At 66.9% G+C, this 16,921-nt stretch carries 12 protein-coding genes; 6 read left to right on the top strand and 6 right to left on the bottom strand.

Annotated elements, in window-relative coordinates:
• The first annotated feature begins 5 nt into the window (after nucleotides 1-5).
• Both LZC94_03020 and LZC94_03015 read left to right on the top strand, forming a co-directional pair.
• Entirely contained in the window at nucleotides 6-764 is a 759-nt protein-coding gene (locus LZC94_03020) for a helix-turn-helix transcriptional regulator (GenBank protein ID WXB16253.1), read from the top strand.
• Nucleotides 765-811: 47 nt separating this feature from the next.
• On the top strand, nucleotides 812-1,699 hold the full coding sequence (locus tag LZC94_03015; protein WXB16252.1) for a sterol desaturase family protein: 888 nt from the start codon (nucleotides 812-814) through the stop codon (nucleotides 1,697-1,699).
• Between the two features lie 6 nt (nucleotides 1,700-1,705).
• Here LZC94_03015 and LZC94_03010 read toward each other — a convergent pair whose 3' ends face one another.
• The 6 genes from LZC94_03010 to LZC94_02985 form a co-directional block, all read right to left on the bottom strand.
• Nucleotides 1,706-2,509, bottom strand: coding sequence for a fatty acid desaturase (locus tag LZC94_03010; GenBank protein ID WXB16251.1), 804 nt, complete (start codon nucleotides 2,507-2,509; stop codon nucleotides 1,706-1,708).
• Nucleotides 2,499-4,022, bottom strand: coding sequence for an NAD(P)/FAD-dependent oxidoreductase (locus tag LZC94_03005; GenBank protein ID WXB16250.1), 1,524 nt, complete (start codon nucleotides 4,020-4,022; stop codon nucleotides 2,499-2,501). Before LZC94_03005 ends, LZC94_03010 begins: the two co-directional genes overlap by 11 nt.
• A gap of 122 nt (nucleotides 4,023-4,144) precedes the next feature.
• A complete protein-coding gene (locus LZC94_03000) occupies nucleotides 4,145-5,596 on the bottom strand; it encodes a serine/threonine protein kinase (protein ID WXB16249.1) in 1,452 nt (483 codons plus the stop codon).
• On the bottom strand, nucleotides 5,593-6,321 hold the full coding sequence (locus LZC94_02995) for a sigma-70 family RNA polymerase sigma factor (protein WXB16248.1): 729 nt from the start codon (nucleotides 6,319-6,321) through the stop codon (nucleotides 5,593-5,595). Before LZC94_02995 ends, LZC94_03000 begins: the two co-directional genes overlap by 4 nt.
• A 4-nt stretch (nucleotides 6,322-6,325) precedes the next feature.
• Complete coding sequence (locus tag LZC94_02990; protein WXB16247.1) at nucleotides 6,326-8,443, bottom strand: peptidase M13; 2,118 nt, start codon at nucleotides 8,441-8,443, stop codon at nucleotides 6,326-6,328.
• 93 nt (nucleotides 8,444-8,536) lie between these two features.
• The gene (locus LZC94_02985) at nucleotides 8,537-10,174 is read right to left on the bottom strand and encodes a carboxylesterase family protein (protein WXB16246.1); all 1,638 of its coding nucleotides are present in this window, start codon (nucleotides 10,172-10,174) and stop codon (nucleotides 8,537-8,539) included.
• Between the two features lie 86 nt (nucleotides 10,175-10,260).
• Between LZC94_02985 and LZC94_02980 the strand changes: the two genes are divergently transcribed.
• From LZC94_02980 to LZC94_02965, 4 genes are all read left to right on the top strand, one after another.
• On the top strand, nucleotides 10,261-11,358 hold the full coding sequence (locus LZC94_02980; protein WXB16245.1) for a helix-turn-helix transcriptional regulator: 1,098 nt from the start codon (nucleotides 10,261-10,263) through the stop codon (nucleotides 11,356-11,358).
• Between the two features lie 189 nt (nucleotides 11,359-11,547).
• A complete protein-coding gene (locus LZC94_02975; protein WXB16244.1) occupies nucleotides 11,548-13,116 on the top strand; it encodes a glycosyl hydrolase family 18 protein in 1,569 nt (522 codons plus the stop codon).
• Between the two features lie 82 nt (nucleotides 13,117-13,198).
• The gene (locus LZC94_02970; GenBank protein ID WXB16243.1) at nucleotides 13,199-14,644 is read left to right on the top strand and encodes an alpha/beta hydrolase; all 1,446 of its coding nucleotides are present in this window, start codon (nucleotides 13,199-13,201) and stop codon (nucleotides 14,642-14,644) included.
• A gap of 176 nt (nucleotides 14,645-14,820) precedes the next feature.
• A complete protein-coding gene (locus LZC94_02965) occupies nucleotides 14,821-16,650 on the top strand; it encodes a DUF885 domain-containing protein (protein WXB16242.1) in 1,830 nt (609 codons plus the stop codon).
• Nucleotides 16,651-16,921 lie beyond the last annotated feature (271 nt).

Raw genomic sequence — 16,921 nt, 5'->3', positions numbered from 1 at the left:
TCGGCGTGTCGAGCTCGTGGAAAGGTTCCGTCTTCTTCTCCGATCGCGTATTCGCGTACCTGGGCGCCGTGGGCGTGACGAACCTTCACGTCCACCACGCCGTTCAGATCGCGCTGGCGCGGGGCGGCTCCAAGCTGGAGATGGTCGACCGCGCAGGCTCCGCCGAGGTGGGATCCGCCTTCGTCATTCCGGCGGATACCCACCACGCGATCCGAGCGCCATGTCCATGGGCGCTGCTCCTGTACGTCGATCCGGAGAGCGATGTCGGCGCGTCCCTGCAATCGTTGGTGGGCGCATCGGGATCGCTTGGATGGCGAACTGCGGCGCAAGGCCTGCCGTCGGTCGGCCTCGACGATCCAAGGGATCTCCGGCGGGCAACGGAGCGCCTGCTCCTCGCCTTCGAAAAAGCGAAGCCCGTCGGAGCCACGTCGGCCCTTCACCCCGCGATTCGGGATGCGCTGGAGCTCCTGCCTTCGCTCGTACGAGCTGGCAGCGTCCGCGCGCGCGACATCGCGCGGCGTGTTGGCATGTCCGAAAGTCGTTTGATGCACCTCTTTCGGGAGCAAATCGGTATGCCGCTGCGGCCCTATGTTCGCTGGCTGCGCTTGAAGGTGGCCGCCGAGCAGGTGCGCCGGGGCGCGAACCTGACCGAGGCCGCGCACGCAGCGGGCTTTACGGACAGCGCGCACTTGAGCAATGTCTTTCACGCGACATTCGGCTTGACCCCCTCGGAGATCGCGCGCGGGACGGACTGGGTCGAATAGCACGTTCTTCCAAGCGCGCGCGGTCGCGGTCGCGCCATGGTGGGAGCATGCATAGTACAGCGCCTTCGCCCCCGACGACGATCCTGCGACCGCTCCTGCGCGTCGTTTATCCCATTTTCATGTTGGTGGTGCTCAATGGAGTGGGCGTTTGGTTGGTCGCGTCCGGCTACCCGCGCCACCTCCTCGTTTTGGTGCTCGTGGTGGCCATCGGCGCCTCTTTTCTCGTCGAACGGGTCATTCCGTACAACGAGCATTGGAATCAGTCGCACGACGACGTGGGCCGCGATTGGACGCACTTTTTGGTGAACGAGGTCGCGAACGTCGCGAGCGTCAGCGCCTTGCCCCTGGTCGCTGGGCTCGCGCCTTGGGGCGGGCTCTGGCCGTCGGGCTGGCCTCTCGCCGTGCAGCTCGGCCTGGCCATCCTCGTCTTGGACTTCGGTGTCACGATCACCCATTGGGCCAGCCACCGTATCCCGCTTCTCTGGCGCTTTCATGCCGTTCATCATTCGGTCAAACGCCACTATGGGTTCAACGGATTGATGAAACACCCCGTCCATCAGGCGATCGAGCTGACGGTGGGGGTCGCGCCGCTCGTCGTGCTCGGCATTCCGCCGGGGGTCGCTTCGCTGCTCGCCCTCGCCACGGCCATCCAGCTGCTCCTCCAGCACTCCAACGCGGACTACGCGACCGGGCCCATGGGATACGTGTTGGCGCTGAACAAAGGGCATCGATTCCACCACCAGAAGTGGCCAGGGATCGGCGACGTGAATTTCGGGCTCTTCACGAACCTCTGGGACTTCTTGCTCGGAACATGGTCGTTCGACGAAAAACGCCGCTTCACGTCCGACGACTTTGGAATCGGCGACGAACCCGATTATCCGACCGGCTATTGGGATCAGCTCACGGCGCCGTTCCGACCGAAGGCGCGATCGTGAGCCCGTTCAAGGTACACGCCAGGGCACCACGCCCGCTTCGCGAAAGACGGGATCCAGGCGCCGCGAGAGCTTGGCCAGGTTGTGACTCGGCACTTGAGGATAAAGATGATGCTCGAGGTGGTACGTGAGCTCGAGAAAGAGCGCCGGGACGATGCGGCCGCGGAGCGTGTGTGTTTGGGTCAGCGGGGTCTCGCCGTAGTCGCGATGCGGTAGGTGCACGGTGAGCAATGGAAAGACCCATGCGCCCGAGTGGACCATGGCCGCGTAGACGAGAACGGCGTGGGTCGCGGGCCAGAGGGCGATGCCGGCGAAAAGCACCAGCGCGGCCCAAAGCGCTTCGGCGAGGAGCCAGCGACGCTCGCGGCCGCAGGAACGCTTCCACGCCCAATACCATAGGCGCGGCAAGAACGACGGGCCGTGCCGTACGGCTCCCCAGAACGTCATGCGCGCAGGATCGCCTTCGGGATCGTCCGGCCCCGGGAAGACGCGATGATGTTGCAAGTGGCTGGTGCGGTAGGAGTGGCCGCTGGCGAGCAGCACCGCGCCCAGCGCGAAGAGCGCCCACTCGGTGCCCCGGCGACCGAGGCCCAGCGAGCCATGGACGACGTCGTGCGCCGAGGTGACGATCGCCACGAAGACGAGAAAGACGATGGCGGGCGTCGCGAACCACCACCCCATGCGGTACGCGACGGCGTAGAGCCCGAGGAGCCCGAAGGGACGCGCGAGGGTCCTCCACCGCTGGCTGGAACGGGTCTCGAGCAGATCGCGCCCCAATCGGCTGATGGTGGGCAATCGGGCGCTACGCACCATGCGACGCCTCCGAGAGCGAAGGGCGGAAATACGCTTGCTCCGCGCGGCCGCCGAGCACGGAGGTCGCCACGATGCGGCTGCCGAGCACGCAGGCGACGGTCCCCAGGCCGGGCCACGTGGTGTCCCCGCAGAGCCAAAAGCCGCGCATGCCAATGTCGTGCGGAATGGCGTTTTGATTCGCGTTCTTTTGCGAGAGCCGAAATCCGCCCACGGCGCCGCGCAGCCGGCGGGTGAAGCGCTCGTAGGTTCGCGGGGTGCCAACGCGATGGATCTGCGGCGCGCTTCCGAGGTTTGGATAGACGCGCCGGGCGAGGCCGACGAGCCGCTCGCCCGCCTCGCGCTTGCTCCGCGCGTACGCCTCGTCGGTGAGGCCCTCCCACGGCGCGAGCTCGCAATGGGTCGAGATCATCACCGCGCGATGCCCCGCGGGGGCGCTCTCGGTGTCGCCTGGCGCGGAGACCGAGATGAACATGTTGTTTCCATCGCCGAGGGGCGCGTCGTAGCTCTGGAGCAGTTGATGGTGCGTCCAGGGCACGCCGGTCACTTCCTCCTCGGGCACGCCCAAAAACACCACCAGCGCGCCGCCCACCGCGTCGCGATCGCGCCGGAGAAACGGCGCGAGCGCTTCCCTCACCTCCGCGGGTCCGATGCGGGCCGTGAGCTGCGCCGGGAGCGCGCTCACGATCCGGTGCGCGCGAAATGGGCCGCGGCTGGTCTCGACCGTGAAATCGCCCTCCGTCCCACGAATGGCCGTGACCGTGGTGCCCACCCGGAGCTCACCGCCCGTGCGCCGGTAGTGCGCGGTGAAGCGGCGCCAGAAGCCGTACATTCCGCCGCGGGCGCGGGTGAGCCCGGCCCCACGAATGGTGGCGCCGAGCACGCCGTTGAGGAGCGGCGCCTGGTCCAGGGTGCCGTGCACGGTGTCCTCGATCAGCATCGATAGCAGCGCGCGCAGCGGTGCATCGTCCTGGAGGCCCCGTGCGCGCAGCGCGTCCCCCACCGTCCACGAGAGGTAGCGCGCGAGCGGGAGATGGCGAAGGCCGAGCGCCTTTGCGGCCGAGAGGGCGTCCGCCAAACTCCGAATGGGGAGCTTCACGCCCCGGCGGCTGGCCGTCCAGAAGACCGAGGCCAACTCATCGAAGAACGCCCATAAGTCGCGGTGCGCGGGGGTGTCGCCCAGCGCGCGAAGCCGCTCGGACTCCCAGAGAGCGTGATCGCGATGCAGGGTCACGGTGCGATCGGGGAGCCAGCCGACATAGCCCGGGAGCACCTCGCCATCGAGCGGGGGCATGCCGATGGTCCGAAGGAGCTCACCCCCGACCCCGTTCGGTTCGAAGTCGACCAGGGTCGTCGCCCCCACGTCGAACGCAAATCCGGATCGGCGAAAATACCCGGCGCAGCCTCCCGGCAGGCCGTGCGCCTCGAGCACCAGGGTTTGCAGTCCGGCGGCTTGCAGCCGGGCCGCGGTGGCCATCCCCGCCATTCCGGCGCCAATCACGGCGATGTCGTACATGTTCCTTCCTTCCGAGTGGGTTCTCGATCACGACTACAGAAGGATTCGGACGGAGTTGCGCCAGGTCGCGATTTTTTTGATGGCGCGTTCAACCCAGCCGCGCGTTCCGTCCAACTGCACGTTCAATCCAGCCAAGGGAGGGCATACGTGAGGATTTCGAGCGCCGGGGGCGTCATGGCCATGCCAAAACCGATGAGCATTTTTGGCTCCGACGTGAGCGGGCGCGATCGCCGCCGGGCCTCGAGGATACCGGCCCAGAGGATGTACATCACCGACAGCTCGAGGATGGCGCCCAAAAACGGGCTGTAGTTGGCCACGAGCCGGTGCCCCCAGAGCGCGCCGAGGCTCCGCCACGCGTACAGTATCCACGAGGCGATCCCCAGGGCGAGCATCCACCGCGACTCCGCGAGCGGCGGATCGGGGTTGGGTCGGTCCAGCCCCGTTTGACTCCAGTGGCGGCGAAGAAACCCGGACGCGGTGAGGGCGACCCCAAAGCCCGCCAGAGCGCCCAACGTGGGCCACACCTCGAAGCGGGCGAGCGAAACGAGCCTTCCGTCGTCCAATTTGCGCGGGAGCACCAGCGCCAGCGGGTGCAGCTCGGACGCGTTCACCGCTTGCGGCGTCACCGAGGCCACCAGCGCCCAACCCGCGACGGCCGACGCGGTCGCATACACCAGCGCCACGGCCCGCAGCCACTGCTGCTCCGCGGGCGGAAGGCGCCCCTCGGCCTCGCTCGCGTGGGCTCGGGCCTGGCGCAAATCGGAGAGGAGCTCGTCGACGCTGGCGTAGCGCTTCTCCGGAGCTTGGGCGATGGCGCGGCGCACCACGCGATCCACGTTGCCCGGCAACCGTTCGAAGTCGCCCATGGGGAGCGCGCCCGTCATGGTGTGATAAAGGAGCACGCCCAGCGAATAGATATCCATGCGCGGGCTGGGCGGCGCGCCCGCCAGGATCTCCGGGGCCATGTAATAGACGGTGCCCAGCGCCTGATCGGGGGTCGTGAGGGTCCAGCCGCGCGCGTCATCGCCCGCCATGCGCGCCAAGCCAAAGTCGGTGACTTTGATGTTGCCGGCGGAGTCGACCAGGATATTTCCTGGTTTGATATCGCGATGAATGATTCCATGCCCATGCGCATACGAGAGCGCGTCGCCGATCTTCAGGACCACGTCGATGGCGCGCTGGGGGGCGAGGGGCAACAACGACTGCAGGGTCGTCCCGGTCGCGAGCTCCATGACGATGTAGCCCTGGCCATCCTCTTCTCCATAATCGTGAATGGTGACGATGTTCGGATGATTGAGGAGCGCCAGCGCGTGGGCCTCGCGCTCGAAGCGCACGCGGAACTCGGGCCGAGACGCGAGCGCCGCGGGCAAAAACTTTACGGCGACCTCACGACCGAGCTTGTGGTCGCGCGCCTTGAAGACCACGCCCATTCCGCCTCGTCCCAGCTCGTCGCCGAGCTCGAGCGCGCCTTGGCCGATGAGGACCGGGGGCTCGCCGTCATCGAGCAAACAACGCGGGCAAACGGAGAAGCGCCCCTCGGGGATCGCGCCACCGCACCGGGGGCACGCGCTCATCGGGCCAAATACCCGAGCAGCTCGCGGACCTCGAAGGCGCCGTTTCCAGGCTCCTCCACCGTGTCGACCGCTTCTTGCTCGACCAGCTCGCGGTAGCGCAAACGGGCGCGGTGGAGGAGCGATTTGAGCTGCGGGATCGTCATCCCATGACGCGCGGCGACGTCTTTGTACGAGGGCGTCTCGCCCCCGCGAAAGAAGTCGGCCACGGCCTCGAACGGCGCCCGGCGCTGCCCGCTTTGAAACTCCGCCTCGAGCTTCTTCATGGCGCGCTCCATCAACGTCAGCGCCCATTCCCGATCGAAGGCCGATTCGGGCTCGAAAGGCGTCTCCAAGAGGCTGCGCTCGGCCAGCTCGAAGTCGAGGGAGAGCGAGGAGAGCGAGACGGAGAGCGCGCCCCCGCCCCGCTTCTGGGCGCGCTCCTTCTCGTGGAGGTTGACCAGATAATGCTCCATGGCCGCCCGCAAATAGGACCGCATGCGCCCGCGCGAGGGGTCCAAGCGGGATAGAAAATCCCGCTCGAGCAGGTGCACCATAAAGCCTTGAACGGCGTCCTCCGCCCGTTCGCGGTCGCACCCCTTGCGGCGCGCGAACGCGTAAAGAGGGCGCCAATAGTCGCGGAGCAGCTCGTCGAAGGCCGACCGACGGGCCGCGGGCGACTCCCGCGCCGAGAGGATCAGGGTCCACCGGGTGCTGGGAAACTTCGCGGGACCGTCGATGCCCGCCACGGGATCACCAGATTCGGACGCGTTTCTCCGGGGCCAGGTACAGCGGATCGTCCGCCTTCACGTCGAAGGCTTTGTACCAAGCGTCGAGGTTGCGAACGACGCCGTTGACCCGATACACCGCGGGCGAGTGCGGATCGGTCAGCACCTGGTTTCGAAGCGCCTGGTCGCGATACAGCGCGCGCCACACTTGGGCCCAGCCGAGGAAGAAGCGCTGATCGCCGGTGTAGCCATCGAACGTCGGGGCGGGCTTGCCGTCCAAGGAGAGCTGGTACGCCTGGTACGAGACCGTGAGGCCGCCCACGTCGCCGATGTTCTCGCCGAGGGTGAGCCGGCCATTGACCTTGATGCCAGGGAGCGGCTCGAACCGCGAATACTGATCGGCCAGGGCGTCCGTTCGCTTTTTGAACGCCTCGACGTCGGCCGGTCCCCACCATGTGCGGAGCACGCCCTTGGCGTCGGACTTGGCGCCTTGGTCGTCGAAGCCATGGCCCATTTCATGGCCGATGACCCCACCGATCCCGCCGTAGTTGACCGCAGGATCGGCCTCGGCGTCGAAGAACGGCGGCTGGAGGATGGCCGCCGGAAAAACGATTTCGTTGAATGTCGAATTGTAATAGGCGTTCACCGTCTGCGGCGTCATGAACCATTCGTCGCGATCGCTCGGCTTGCCCAGCTTCGCCCGCTCGTATTCGTGGTGCCAGATCTGGCTGCGCCGCTTGTTGCCGAACGCGTCGCCTGCCACGATCTGCAGCGCCGCGTAGTTCTTCCACTTCGTGGGATATCCAATCTTCGGGCGGAAGGTGGCGAGCTTCTCGAGCGCCAGCTTCTTCGTCTCCGGCGACATCCAATCCACCGCTTGAATGCGCACCGCGTACCCCTTGCGGAGGTTCTCGACGAGGCGGTCCATCTCCGTTTTGGCCTTGGGCTGGAAGAAGCGCGCGACGTACAGCTCCCCCACGGCGTCCCCCAGCGCGCCGTTCACGGCGGAGATACCGCGCTTCCAGCGCTCACGCTGCTGCGGCTGCCCGTTCAGGGTGCGGCCCGTGAAGTCGAACACCTCGTCGTCGAGCTGCGACGGCAACACGTCGGCCGAGGCCCTCAAGAAGTGGTACGTGAGGTACACCTTCCACGTGGAGAGCGACACGGTGGGAAAGAGCTGCGCCAGCTTCGCGACCGCGGTGTTCTCCGCGACGATCACCTGGGACTCCTTGCCGTAGCCTTGCGCGTCGAGATACACCTTCCACGGGAACTGCGGTGATTCCTTTTGCAGCTCGGCGATCGTCCGCGGGTTGTACGTCTTGTCGCGCTCGCGGCGGTCGGCGATGGGCCAGTGGCGATCGGCGATTTGCGTCTCGAGCGCCAGGATGGCCTTGGCGTTGGCGGCGGCCTGTTTGTCGCCGACCATCGCGAGCACCTTGGTGATGTGCGCCAGGTACTTCGTCCGAATCTCCTCGAACTGCTTATCGGCCTTCAAATAGAACTCGCGATCGGGCAAGCCGAGACCACCTTGGCCGACGCCGACGACATAGCGATCGGGGTTCTTCTCATCGAGGGTGACGCTCATCTCGATGGGCGTCTTGACCGGCAAATCCGGGCGTCCCATCAGCTTCACGATGTCCGCCAGGCTCTTCGCGCCGGCGATCGCCGCGAGATCCGCCTTGGCGGGGGCGAATCCTTTCTTGTCGATGGCGGCCGTATCGAGGTAGGCCGCATAAAAGTCTGCGGCCTTTTGCGCGCCATCGCCGGCGGTCGATTTGGACTTCACCTGCTCGTCGAGGATCGCGCGCACATTGGTGTCGGACTCTTCGCGCAGCTGGTCGAACACCCCCCAGCGGGAGCGGTCGGCGGGGATCTGGTTCTCCTTCATCCAGCGACCCCCGGCGAAGGTGTAGAAGTCCTTGCCCGCCTTGGTCGAGGGATCGGCGCCCGCCACGTCGACGCCAAAGGTGCCCAGCTTGGGCTTGCCGGGGAAGGCTGGGGCTGGGGCCTGCGTCGGGGCTGCCGTTTCGACCGGCTTGACGGCAGCGGCCGTCGCGGGCGGCGGGGTTGCGGGTTCGGGCGCGGCGCACGAGGCCATGCAAACAAGGGCCGAGAGACACGAAAGCAGCTGGTTCCGACGCATGATAGACTCCTAGTAAGAGATGCGTCGCGGCGCAACTGGTGTCGATGCGCGATGGTCCGCGCCCGTCGTTCATTTTCGCGCGGGCGCGCCCGCTCAATCGAGCGACGACCAAAAATCGCAATGGTGCTCGCTGGGGAAATCGTCGGGGTGGATACCGCCGGGGCCGGGCGCCAGAAATTGCACTTGCCCCAGCTGCCCGAGGGGAAACCACCGCGGCAGACCCCATCCATTGACATGGCCGGTGGCGGCGAACCGCGACCAATAGTCGATCATGGCATTGGAGAGCTCCCGCTGCGCAGGGGTGAAGGGAGCGCTCTTGTTCCAATCGAACAGATAAGGAAGTTCCGCCGTGTGGAACGCGCCCAAGGGAAACGGCGCTGGAAAACCGAACGTCGAGGGCGCGTCGCGGTCGCGAAACTCGTACCGGTAAACGGGGACCCGTTTGGCGAGGATTTTATCGCCCGCCCACGCCGGGCAGACCCAGCCCCGGTCCGTGGTGACGGCCGACCAAGCGAGGCTCGGGGACGAATATGCGTGAAGAGGATATCGGGCGCGGACCCGATCGGCGTCGTCGCCGAAGCTGTCGCGCAGCAGCTCGTCATAGCGCGACCTCGATATCGGTTGACGGGCGAGATCGTAAAAGACGGCGGTGAATAGGGTATTTTCATCGCGGTTGGTGCCGGACAAAATGGGCATACGATGAAAGCGCCCTTCCTCGACCGCGCGCGAGGGCGCCACCGGGAGGACCCGATTGCCGAACGCCGGGCTCCATCGCCCGCTCCGCCCTGCCGCGAGGACCTCGGCCACCGGACGACCGCGGAGGCATGCCACGGTATCGGCCCCCGTGCGCCCCGTGCACCCCAATTGCGTCGCGATCGATGCGCCCAGCGCGTGCACCTCGGGCATCGGCTTCCAGGGCGTTCCGGCCGGTCTTCCTGGGTCGACTCCGTTCTTCGCCCAGCTCATCATGCACGATCCGCTCTCCAATCCGGCGCGGTGAAAGAGCCCCGCGGCCGACGGAGAGGTCAGCTGCGCGCAGGCGCTCAGCGCGCCCGCCGATTGGCCGAAGAGGGTGACCCGGCGAGGGTCCCCGCCGAACGCCGCGATGTTGCGCTGCACCCAGCGCAGCGCCGCTTGTTGATCTTCGAGCCCGAACGCGCCGGAGTCGGGCAGCTCCGGGTGGCCGAAGAAGCCGAAGATGCCCAATCGGTAATTGACCGTGACCACGATGACATTGCCTCGAACGGCGAGCCGGTGGGCATCGTAATCGCGACCCGCGCCGCCGACCCATGCGCCGCCGTGGAGCCACACCATGACGGGCAGCGGCCTGCTCCAAGGCGGCACCTTCGGGGTCGTCACGTTCAAGTGGAGACAATCCTCGTCGAGGCTCTCGGGGCCGCTGAGCGGGCTCGCGAGCTGGGGGCAGCGCGCGCCCGGCACGGTGGCGTCGCGCAAGGTGGTCCACGCGGCCGCGGGCTGAGGAGAGCGCCAGCGCCGGTCGCCCACCGGGGGCGCCGCGTACGGTATGTCGAAGAAGGTTCGATGCGTGCTGGTCACCGTGCCGGCGATCGGACCGAGCTCCGTGGTCACCACGGCGTCGTTTTGCGCGGCGGCCGCCGGCGGCCCCGCCATCGACGTCTCCACCGGCCCGAGCATTCCAAAGGCCCATGCACCGAGAAAGATCGATGTGCATCGAAATGTGCGTTTCGTCACGCGCTGCCATAGGTTCATGGTGCGCATCGTGGGAGCGGCCCCGAGGGCGCGCCATCCCTCGATCGGGGGATGGCAACGGCGCGCGATGGCACCACAATCGTCTCATGACGACGTGGAAGGTCTCGGACACGGCACGAAAGCGCGAGGCCTTGCTCGCGGGCTTATCCAAGGTCCGAAGCGCCACGGAGCTCTTCGCCATGGTCTCGACGCGGCTGCGCCGGTATGTCCCCTTCGAGGCCGCGGTGTGGCGCGCGACCGATCCCACCACCGGGGTGATGACGGCGCCGGTGCGGGTGGAAAACCTGGATCGGGAGGGCTGCATCGCCTATTGGTCCAGCGAGCCACTCCGGGAGAACGTCAATCGCTGGTACGATCTCGTACACTCGCCCTGCGCCGCCGCGGCCCTTCGCGCGAGCGCGGGCGAAGAAGCGTCGCGCAGCGCATTGTACCGATCGTACCTGGAGCCGCGCGGATTCGACGACGAGCTGCGCGCCGTGCTGCGCACGGGCGAACGGCCTTGGGGCGCGGTCAGCCTCTTTCGCCGGCGCGGCCATGAGCGCTTCGGCCCGCGCGAGCTCGGCTTCGTCGCGAGCCTCTCCAACCCCATCGGCGAACGCCTCCGCGCACTATCCATCTCCGCGGCGCTCTCCGCGCCGGAGCGCGCGCCCGTCCTGCCTCCGGGTCCGGGCCTCTTGCTCTTCGATGCGGACGGGGAGCTCGTCTCCGCCAACGAATCGGCCAAGGCGCTGCTCGCGGAGTTGCCGTCGGACACGTCGTCCCGCACCGATCTCGGTCTCGACCTTCCGGCGTGGCTTCATGGCGCGGCGCTCTGGGCGCGCCAGCGCGATGGCGGGACGTGGGCCAGGGTCCGCGCGCGCTCGGGGCGATGGCTCGTCTGCCATGCCTCGTGTTTGCGCGGGGCGGGCGGCGCGTTCGGGCCCACGGCGGTGGTCCTCGAGCCCGCGAAAATATCGGAGCTGGCGCTCCTCATCGGGGAGGCGCATGGCCTCTCCGCGCGGGAGCTCGAGGTGGCCCACGCCATCGTCGGCGGTCTGCGCACCCGCGAGATCGCCGAGCAGCTCCTCATTTCCACGCACACCGTGCGCGATCATATCAAGGCCATTCTCCGCAAAGTCGGCGCGCGCAGCCGGGGAGAGCTCGTGGCCACGTTGTTTCAAACGGAGTCGCTCTCGGGCGGCTGATCCTTATCACGGAAACGTCCGTTTATTTCCGGGCCGTCTCGCCTTCGACCGCGCCGTTTTGGACATCGCGCCGCGACGCAGCACGGCATGGCCGCGGCATTTGACACGGCGCATTGGTACTAAAGTGGTATTGACGTGGTCTTAGAGTGGTAGTACCCCCGAGCAAACTGCACCAGCGAGGGAGCGAGCATGTCGATTCTCAAACAATGGGCCATCGTGTGTCTATTGGCTCTGTGGGTCGTCTCGGGGCTGTCGTCGGATGCCATGGCGCAAACCACCGCCAATTGCACGGGGGTGCCCGCGTGGAGTGGGTCCACCATCTACAATGCCGGCGATAAATTCGTTTATCAAGGCAGCCTTTATCAAGCCAACATCCAGATATGGAACACGCCGCCGACGTATTGTCCGAGCTGCGGCTGGTACACGAACCTGGGGACGTGCGGCGGCGGCGGTTCGTCGCCGACGGTGAGCATCAGCGCGCCCGCCAACAACGCGAGCTTCCCCGCGGGCACCGCGATCACCGTCTCGGCCGACGCCGCCGACAGCGACGGCACCGTGGCCAAGGTCGAGTTCTTCGACAGCGGGGCCAAAATCGGCGAGGACACGGCCGCGCCGTTCTCGATCAGTTGGTCGAGCGCGGTGGCGGGCGCGCATCAACTGACGGCCAAAGCCACCGACAACGCGGGCAACGCCACCACGTCCGCGGCGGTGACGGTCAACCTCACGTGCACCGGCAGCTGCGGCGGCGGTGGCCCGCTCCCAAAGCGGGCGCTCATTGGTTATTGGCACAACTTCGACAATGGCTCGGGCTTCATCAAGCTGCGCGACGTTTCACCGGATTGGGATCTCGTCAACATCGCCTTCGGCGAGCCGGTGGGCGGGTCCACCTCGCGGATTGGATTTACGCCCTTTCAGCAGACGACGACGGCCGAGATGCAATCCGATATCGCGATCCTGCACGGCCGCGGCAAGAAGGTGCTGCTCTCGGTCGGCGGCGCGAACGGCCACGTGGTGCTCCCCACCAGCGCCGATCGGCAGAACTTCGTGGACTCGGTGACCTCGATCATTCAGCTCTACGGGCTGGACGGGCTCGATATCGACTTCGAAGGCTCGTCGGTGAGGCTCAACGCCAACGATCGGGATTTCATGAACCCCACCACGCCATCCATCGTCAATTTGATCTCGGCCGTGCGCGAGATCCGGAGCCGGGTCGGCTCGGGCTTCATCCTCACCATGGCGCCCGAGACGTGGTTCGTCCAAGTCGGATATCAATTCTACGGATCCGGCAACGGCGGCGACGGGCGAACGGGCGCGTATCTGCCGATCATCCACGCCTTGCGCGACATCCTCACGGTGCTCCACGTGCAGGACTACAACTCGGGCGCGGTGCTGGCCCTCGACGGGCGCGCCTACGGCATGGGCAACGCCGATTTCCACACCGCGATGACCGATATGGTGCTCGCCGGGTTCAACGTGGCCAACACGGGTAAATTTTTCCCCGGCCTCCGGCCCGATCAAGTGGGCTTCGGTCTCCCGGCCAATGGCAACGCCGGCAACGGCTTTACGCCCGTCCCCGAGGTGCAGAAGGCGCTCAATTACCTCATCAAGGGGCAATCGTTCGGCGGTCAATACGTCCTACGCAACCCCGCCGGGTACCCCTCGTTCCGCGGGTTGATGGCCTGGTCCATCAATTGGGATCGGGTCGCCAACTTCGATTTCTCCAAGAACCACCGCGCCTACTTCAACACCGTCCCCTGACCCTCGATCCTGCTCGTGTCCGGGACGAAACGCGCCAGCGGATTTGATTCGCACAATGCGATCGTTCCGGACATAACTCAGGATGAACTCGAATACCCTCGCGTTCGCCCTGACGCTCCTCGCGTTCACGGCGGCATGTGACTCCAGTGATGTCGGCGTCGAGGAGGACGTCGGCTCCGACTCGGCGGGCCTCGCCTCGCCGCCCCAGTTGACCGATCCGCACCCGTGCCCGGGCATGCCCGGCTTTACCTGTTCGACCTTGGACGCCCCGCTGGACTACCGCCATCCGGCGCGGGAAACGTTGAAGCTCCAGGTGGCGACCGCCGACAATGCCGACGCGCCCAAGGGCGTGCTGCTGTTTCTCACCGGTGGTCCTGGCCAGCCGGGCGTACCGTTCATCTCCCGGTTGAAGACGCGAATCCCGGAGGTGGCGAACGACTATCGGCTGGTGATGATCGACCAGCGCGGCACGGGCGAGCTCGGCGCCATCGATTGCCCCGCGCTCCAAAGGGAGATTGGCGGCGGCTCGGACATCTGGACGCCGACCCCGGACGCTGTCGCCGAATGTGCGTCATTGTTGGGCGACAAGGCCCCCTTTTACAGCAGCGACGATACCGTCGCCGATCTGGAGCGCCTCCGGCGCGCGCTCGGCGTGCCGAAAATGGTGCTCGACGGTGTCTCCTACGGCACGATCACGGCCGCGCGCTATGCGCTCGCCCACCCGAGGAACGTCCGCAAGGTGGTGCTCGATTCGGTGGCGCCCTATCATATCACGCCCGATGCGTCGCTGTACCTCACCGGGCAGCGCGCCAGCGCGCGCATCCTGCGCGACGCGTGCGCCGCCGCGCCGGCCTGCGACTTCGATCCGGCCGAAGACCTCGCGGCGGTGGTCCGAAGCCGCGACGCCGAGGCGGGCGTTCGGCTATTCCACACGGTGGTCACCTACGAGTACGTCGACCCGAGCTACCGGAACCCCAATCCGCCCAATTTCCCGCCCGGCCAAGGGGACATGGTCGGCGCGCTGCACGAGGCGCGACAGGGCAATCCCGCGCACCTGGATCGGCTCGTCGCCATCTTACGGCCCGGCGGCGGATCCATCGCCGACTTCAGCATGGGCCTTCACGTCGCGACCGTTTGCGCCGATTATCGCTTCGTCTGGGGCAACGCCGCGACGCCGATCGAGCTGCGCGGGCCGTTGCTCGATTTCGCCGAAAGACGGCTCCGCGACAGCGACACCTGGCCCTTCACCCCCGCGGTCGCCGTGAATCAGGGATTCAGCAAGACGTGCCTGCAGTGGCCCGTCGAACGCCCCGGCTCGAACCCGATGGGGCCGCTGCCCGACATTCCCATTTTGCTGCTCAATGGGGACCACGATATGGCAACACCCTTGGAATGGGCGCGCCAAGTCGCCGCCAATGCCGCCAGGGGAGAGCTCGTCATCGTCAAAGGCGAGGCGCACTCGATTCAAAACCGCGAACGCGGCCGTGCCGGTCGAGATGCCTTGATCCGCTTCCTGGCCAAGCCCTAACACCGCGCTCGCCTGCACGGCCTGCTCGAATGGCGCCAATCTTTCCACCCATCACGCCATTACGTGGCGCTCTCATTGCCAATGAGCGATTGCGAAACTAAACCGGCCTGACGACGCAGCACTGGTTTGCCGCGTTCTTTTGCGGCTCTTTTCGACCAATCTCATTGGGTGAAAAATTGAAACGAAACTCGATATGCGGCCTGTTCATTCCGTGTCTCGCCCTCCTCGCTGCGTGCAGCAGCAGCCCCTCGCAAGGGCCGGCGCCCGAGGGCGATGGCACGGAGATCTCACGGGGGGTCACCTCCGCGGCGCTCGAGGACGAGTCCGACGCGGATCTCGAGGAGCTCTCGACTCCACGCACGATCATGCGGGCTGTCTTCGACGAGGCCATCCGTCATCGGCCGGTGAATGCCATCTTCGCGGGCGTGCGCACGTACGATGCGCTGCTCGATGATCTGAGCGAAGAGGAATACTGCCGGCACTTCCGGCGTATGAACAAGCTCGCGGCGAAGCTCGCCACCATCGACGCCACCAAGCTGAGCTCGGGCGAGCAGATCGCGCTCGACATCGCCAAGACACGCGTGCGCGACGCGCGCTCGGCCGAAAAGGCGGTCTCGTACCGTTGGGAGGTCAGCCCGTTCGACACCGTCGGCAACAATTGGGCCTACCTCGCCTCCTCCACCGAGCTGCGATCGCGCGCCGACGTCGACGCCATGATCGCCCGCTACGGCCAGATCCCGCGCGCCATCGGGCAGCACATTCGCAATTTGCGCACCGGGCTCGCCTCGGGCCTCACGGCGTCTCGCCCCGTCATCGAGCGAACCATCAGCGGCTACCGCACGTACCAGGGCCTCCCGGCCGCCGAGGGGTCGCCCTTCGCGGCGCTGCGTTTCGCGGCCAATGTGAGCGATGCCGACAAGCAGGCGTGGACGGCGGAGGTCCGCAAGGTCGTCGATGACAAGGTGCGGCCGGCGATGATCCGCTACGCCGATTTCCTCCAGAACACGGTGGTCCCGAGCGCGCGCACGACCTACGGCGTGGGCGGCCTCGGGGCGATCGGCCAGGCGTACTACCCCGACCAAATCGAGGTGCACGTCGGCCGCCGCTTCACCCCCGACGAGGTGCACGCGCTCGGTCTGCAGCGCGTGGCCGAGCTGGAGCCGCTCATGCGGCGCGATCTCGCGGCGCTGGGCATCGACGAGCCCACCTTGGCCGCGGGCCTGGCGAAGCTGCGCGAGCTCCCCGAGAGCAAGCCGGCCTCGGTGGACGAGGCGCGCGCGCACGCGTACGAGTTCCTCCCGAGGATCTACGCCAAAGCGTGGGCGGAGGATACCTGGGGCGTGCCCAACCCGCCGCCCATGCAGGTCCAGGTCCTGGTGGGCGATCGCAGCGCCTACTACGTCATCGGCAGCAATACGATGACCCTCAGCGCGTTGAGCAAACCGCTTTACCAATTCGACGGCACGGTCTTGCACGAGGCCATGCACTACCTGCAAGACCTGGTCATTCGCAGCGCGACGGGCGAGGAGCCGGTCTCGCCGTACGTGGCCACGTCGGGCGGCAGCGCGCTCAGCGAGGGCTCGGCGCACTACGCCGAGGTGCTGGCGCTGGACACGACCATTTACGAGACGGGCAATCCGCGGCTCACCGCGCTCACCCGCCTCTCGGCGCTCGGCCAGCTGATGCTGCGCGCGGTGCGCTTGGTGGTGGACAGCGGAATCCACGCCAAGGGCTGGACCCGCGAGCAAACGCTCGCGTACATGGCCGAGCGCCTCGATATGAGCGCCGGCTCCATCGCCTTCGAGGCCGATCGCTATGCGTCGTGGCCGGGCCAAGCCATCACGTACCGACTGGGCGCCGAGACCATCGCGTCGGAGCAGGCGCGCGCCCGCGCGGCCATGGGCGAGCGTTTTTCGCAGTCGGCCTACAACCGTATGGTGCTCGGCCTCTTCGGCGGCTCCGTCGACCTCTTGAAGCAAAAGACCGACGCGTTCATCGCGCAGTAACGTTTCGATAACGAAGGTGGCGCGCGCCGAGGAACACCTCGGCGCAGCCCGGTGAGCCGGTGGCGGCGAGGAGTCGGGTCCCTCCACGCCGCCTCCGGCTATTCCATGCGCTCGGCAATGGCGTGCGGCCGGCAACCGCGTGCGGCCGGCAACCGCGTGCGGCCGACAATGGCGTGCGGCCGGCAACGGATTGCCGAGGTTCGGCAACGGGCGGCGTGCGACGGCAACGGATTGCCGGCACGCTCCAACGTTCCGCGGAAATTCCCACGTT

This window comes from Sorangiineae bacterium MSr11954, from assembly GCA_037157815.1.
In the GTDB taxonomy this organism is placed as follows: Bacteria; Myxococcota_A; Polyangia; order Polyangiales; family Polyangiaceae; genus Pendulispora; species Pendulispora albinea.
Note: the sequence above shows the minus strand (reverse complement) of the source record. Positions and strands in the feature narration are given on the sequence as shown.

Excerpts from the sequence above, each read along its gene's own strand:
- LZC94_02975 (WXB16244.1), top strand. The coding sequence starts at position 11,548 with ATGTCGATTCTCAAACAATGGGCCATCGTGTGTCTATTGGCTCTGTGG.
- LZC94_02990 (WXB16247.1), bottom strand. The coding sequence starts at position 8,443 with ATGCGTCGGAACCAGCTGCTTTCGTGTCTCTCGGCCCTTGTTTGCATG.
- LZC94_02980 (WXB16245.1), top strand. The coding sequence starts at position 10,261 with ATGACGACGTGGAAGGTCTCGGACACGGCACGAAAGCGCGAGGCCTTG.
- LZC94_03005 (WXB16250.1), bottom strand. The coding sequence starts at position 4,022 with ATGTACGACATCGCCGTGATTGGCGCCGGAATGGCGGGGATGGCCACC.
- LZC94_02970 (WXB16243.1), top strand. The coding sequence starts at position 13,199 with ATGAACTCGAATACCCTCGCGTTCGCCCTGACGCTCCTCGCGTTCACG.
- LZC94_03010 (WXB16251.1), bottom strand. The coding sequence starts at position 2,509 with ATGGTGCGTAGCGCCCGATTGCCCACCATCAGCCGATTGGGGCGCGAT.
- LZC94_02985 (WXB16246.1), bottom strand. The coding sequence starts at position 10,174 with ATGAACCTATGGCAGCGCGTGACGAAACGCACATTTCGATGCACATCG.
- LZC94_03000 (WXB16249.1), bottom strand. The coding sequence starts at position 5,596 with ATGAGCGCGTGCCCCCGGTGCGGTGGCGCGATCCCCGAGGGGCGCTTC.
- LZC94_03015 (WXB16252.1), top strand. The coding sequence starts at position 812 with ATGCATAGTACAGCGCCTTCGCCCCCGACGACGATCCTGCGACCGCTC.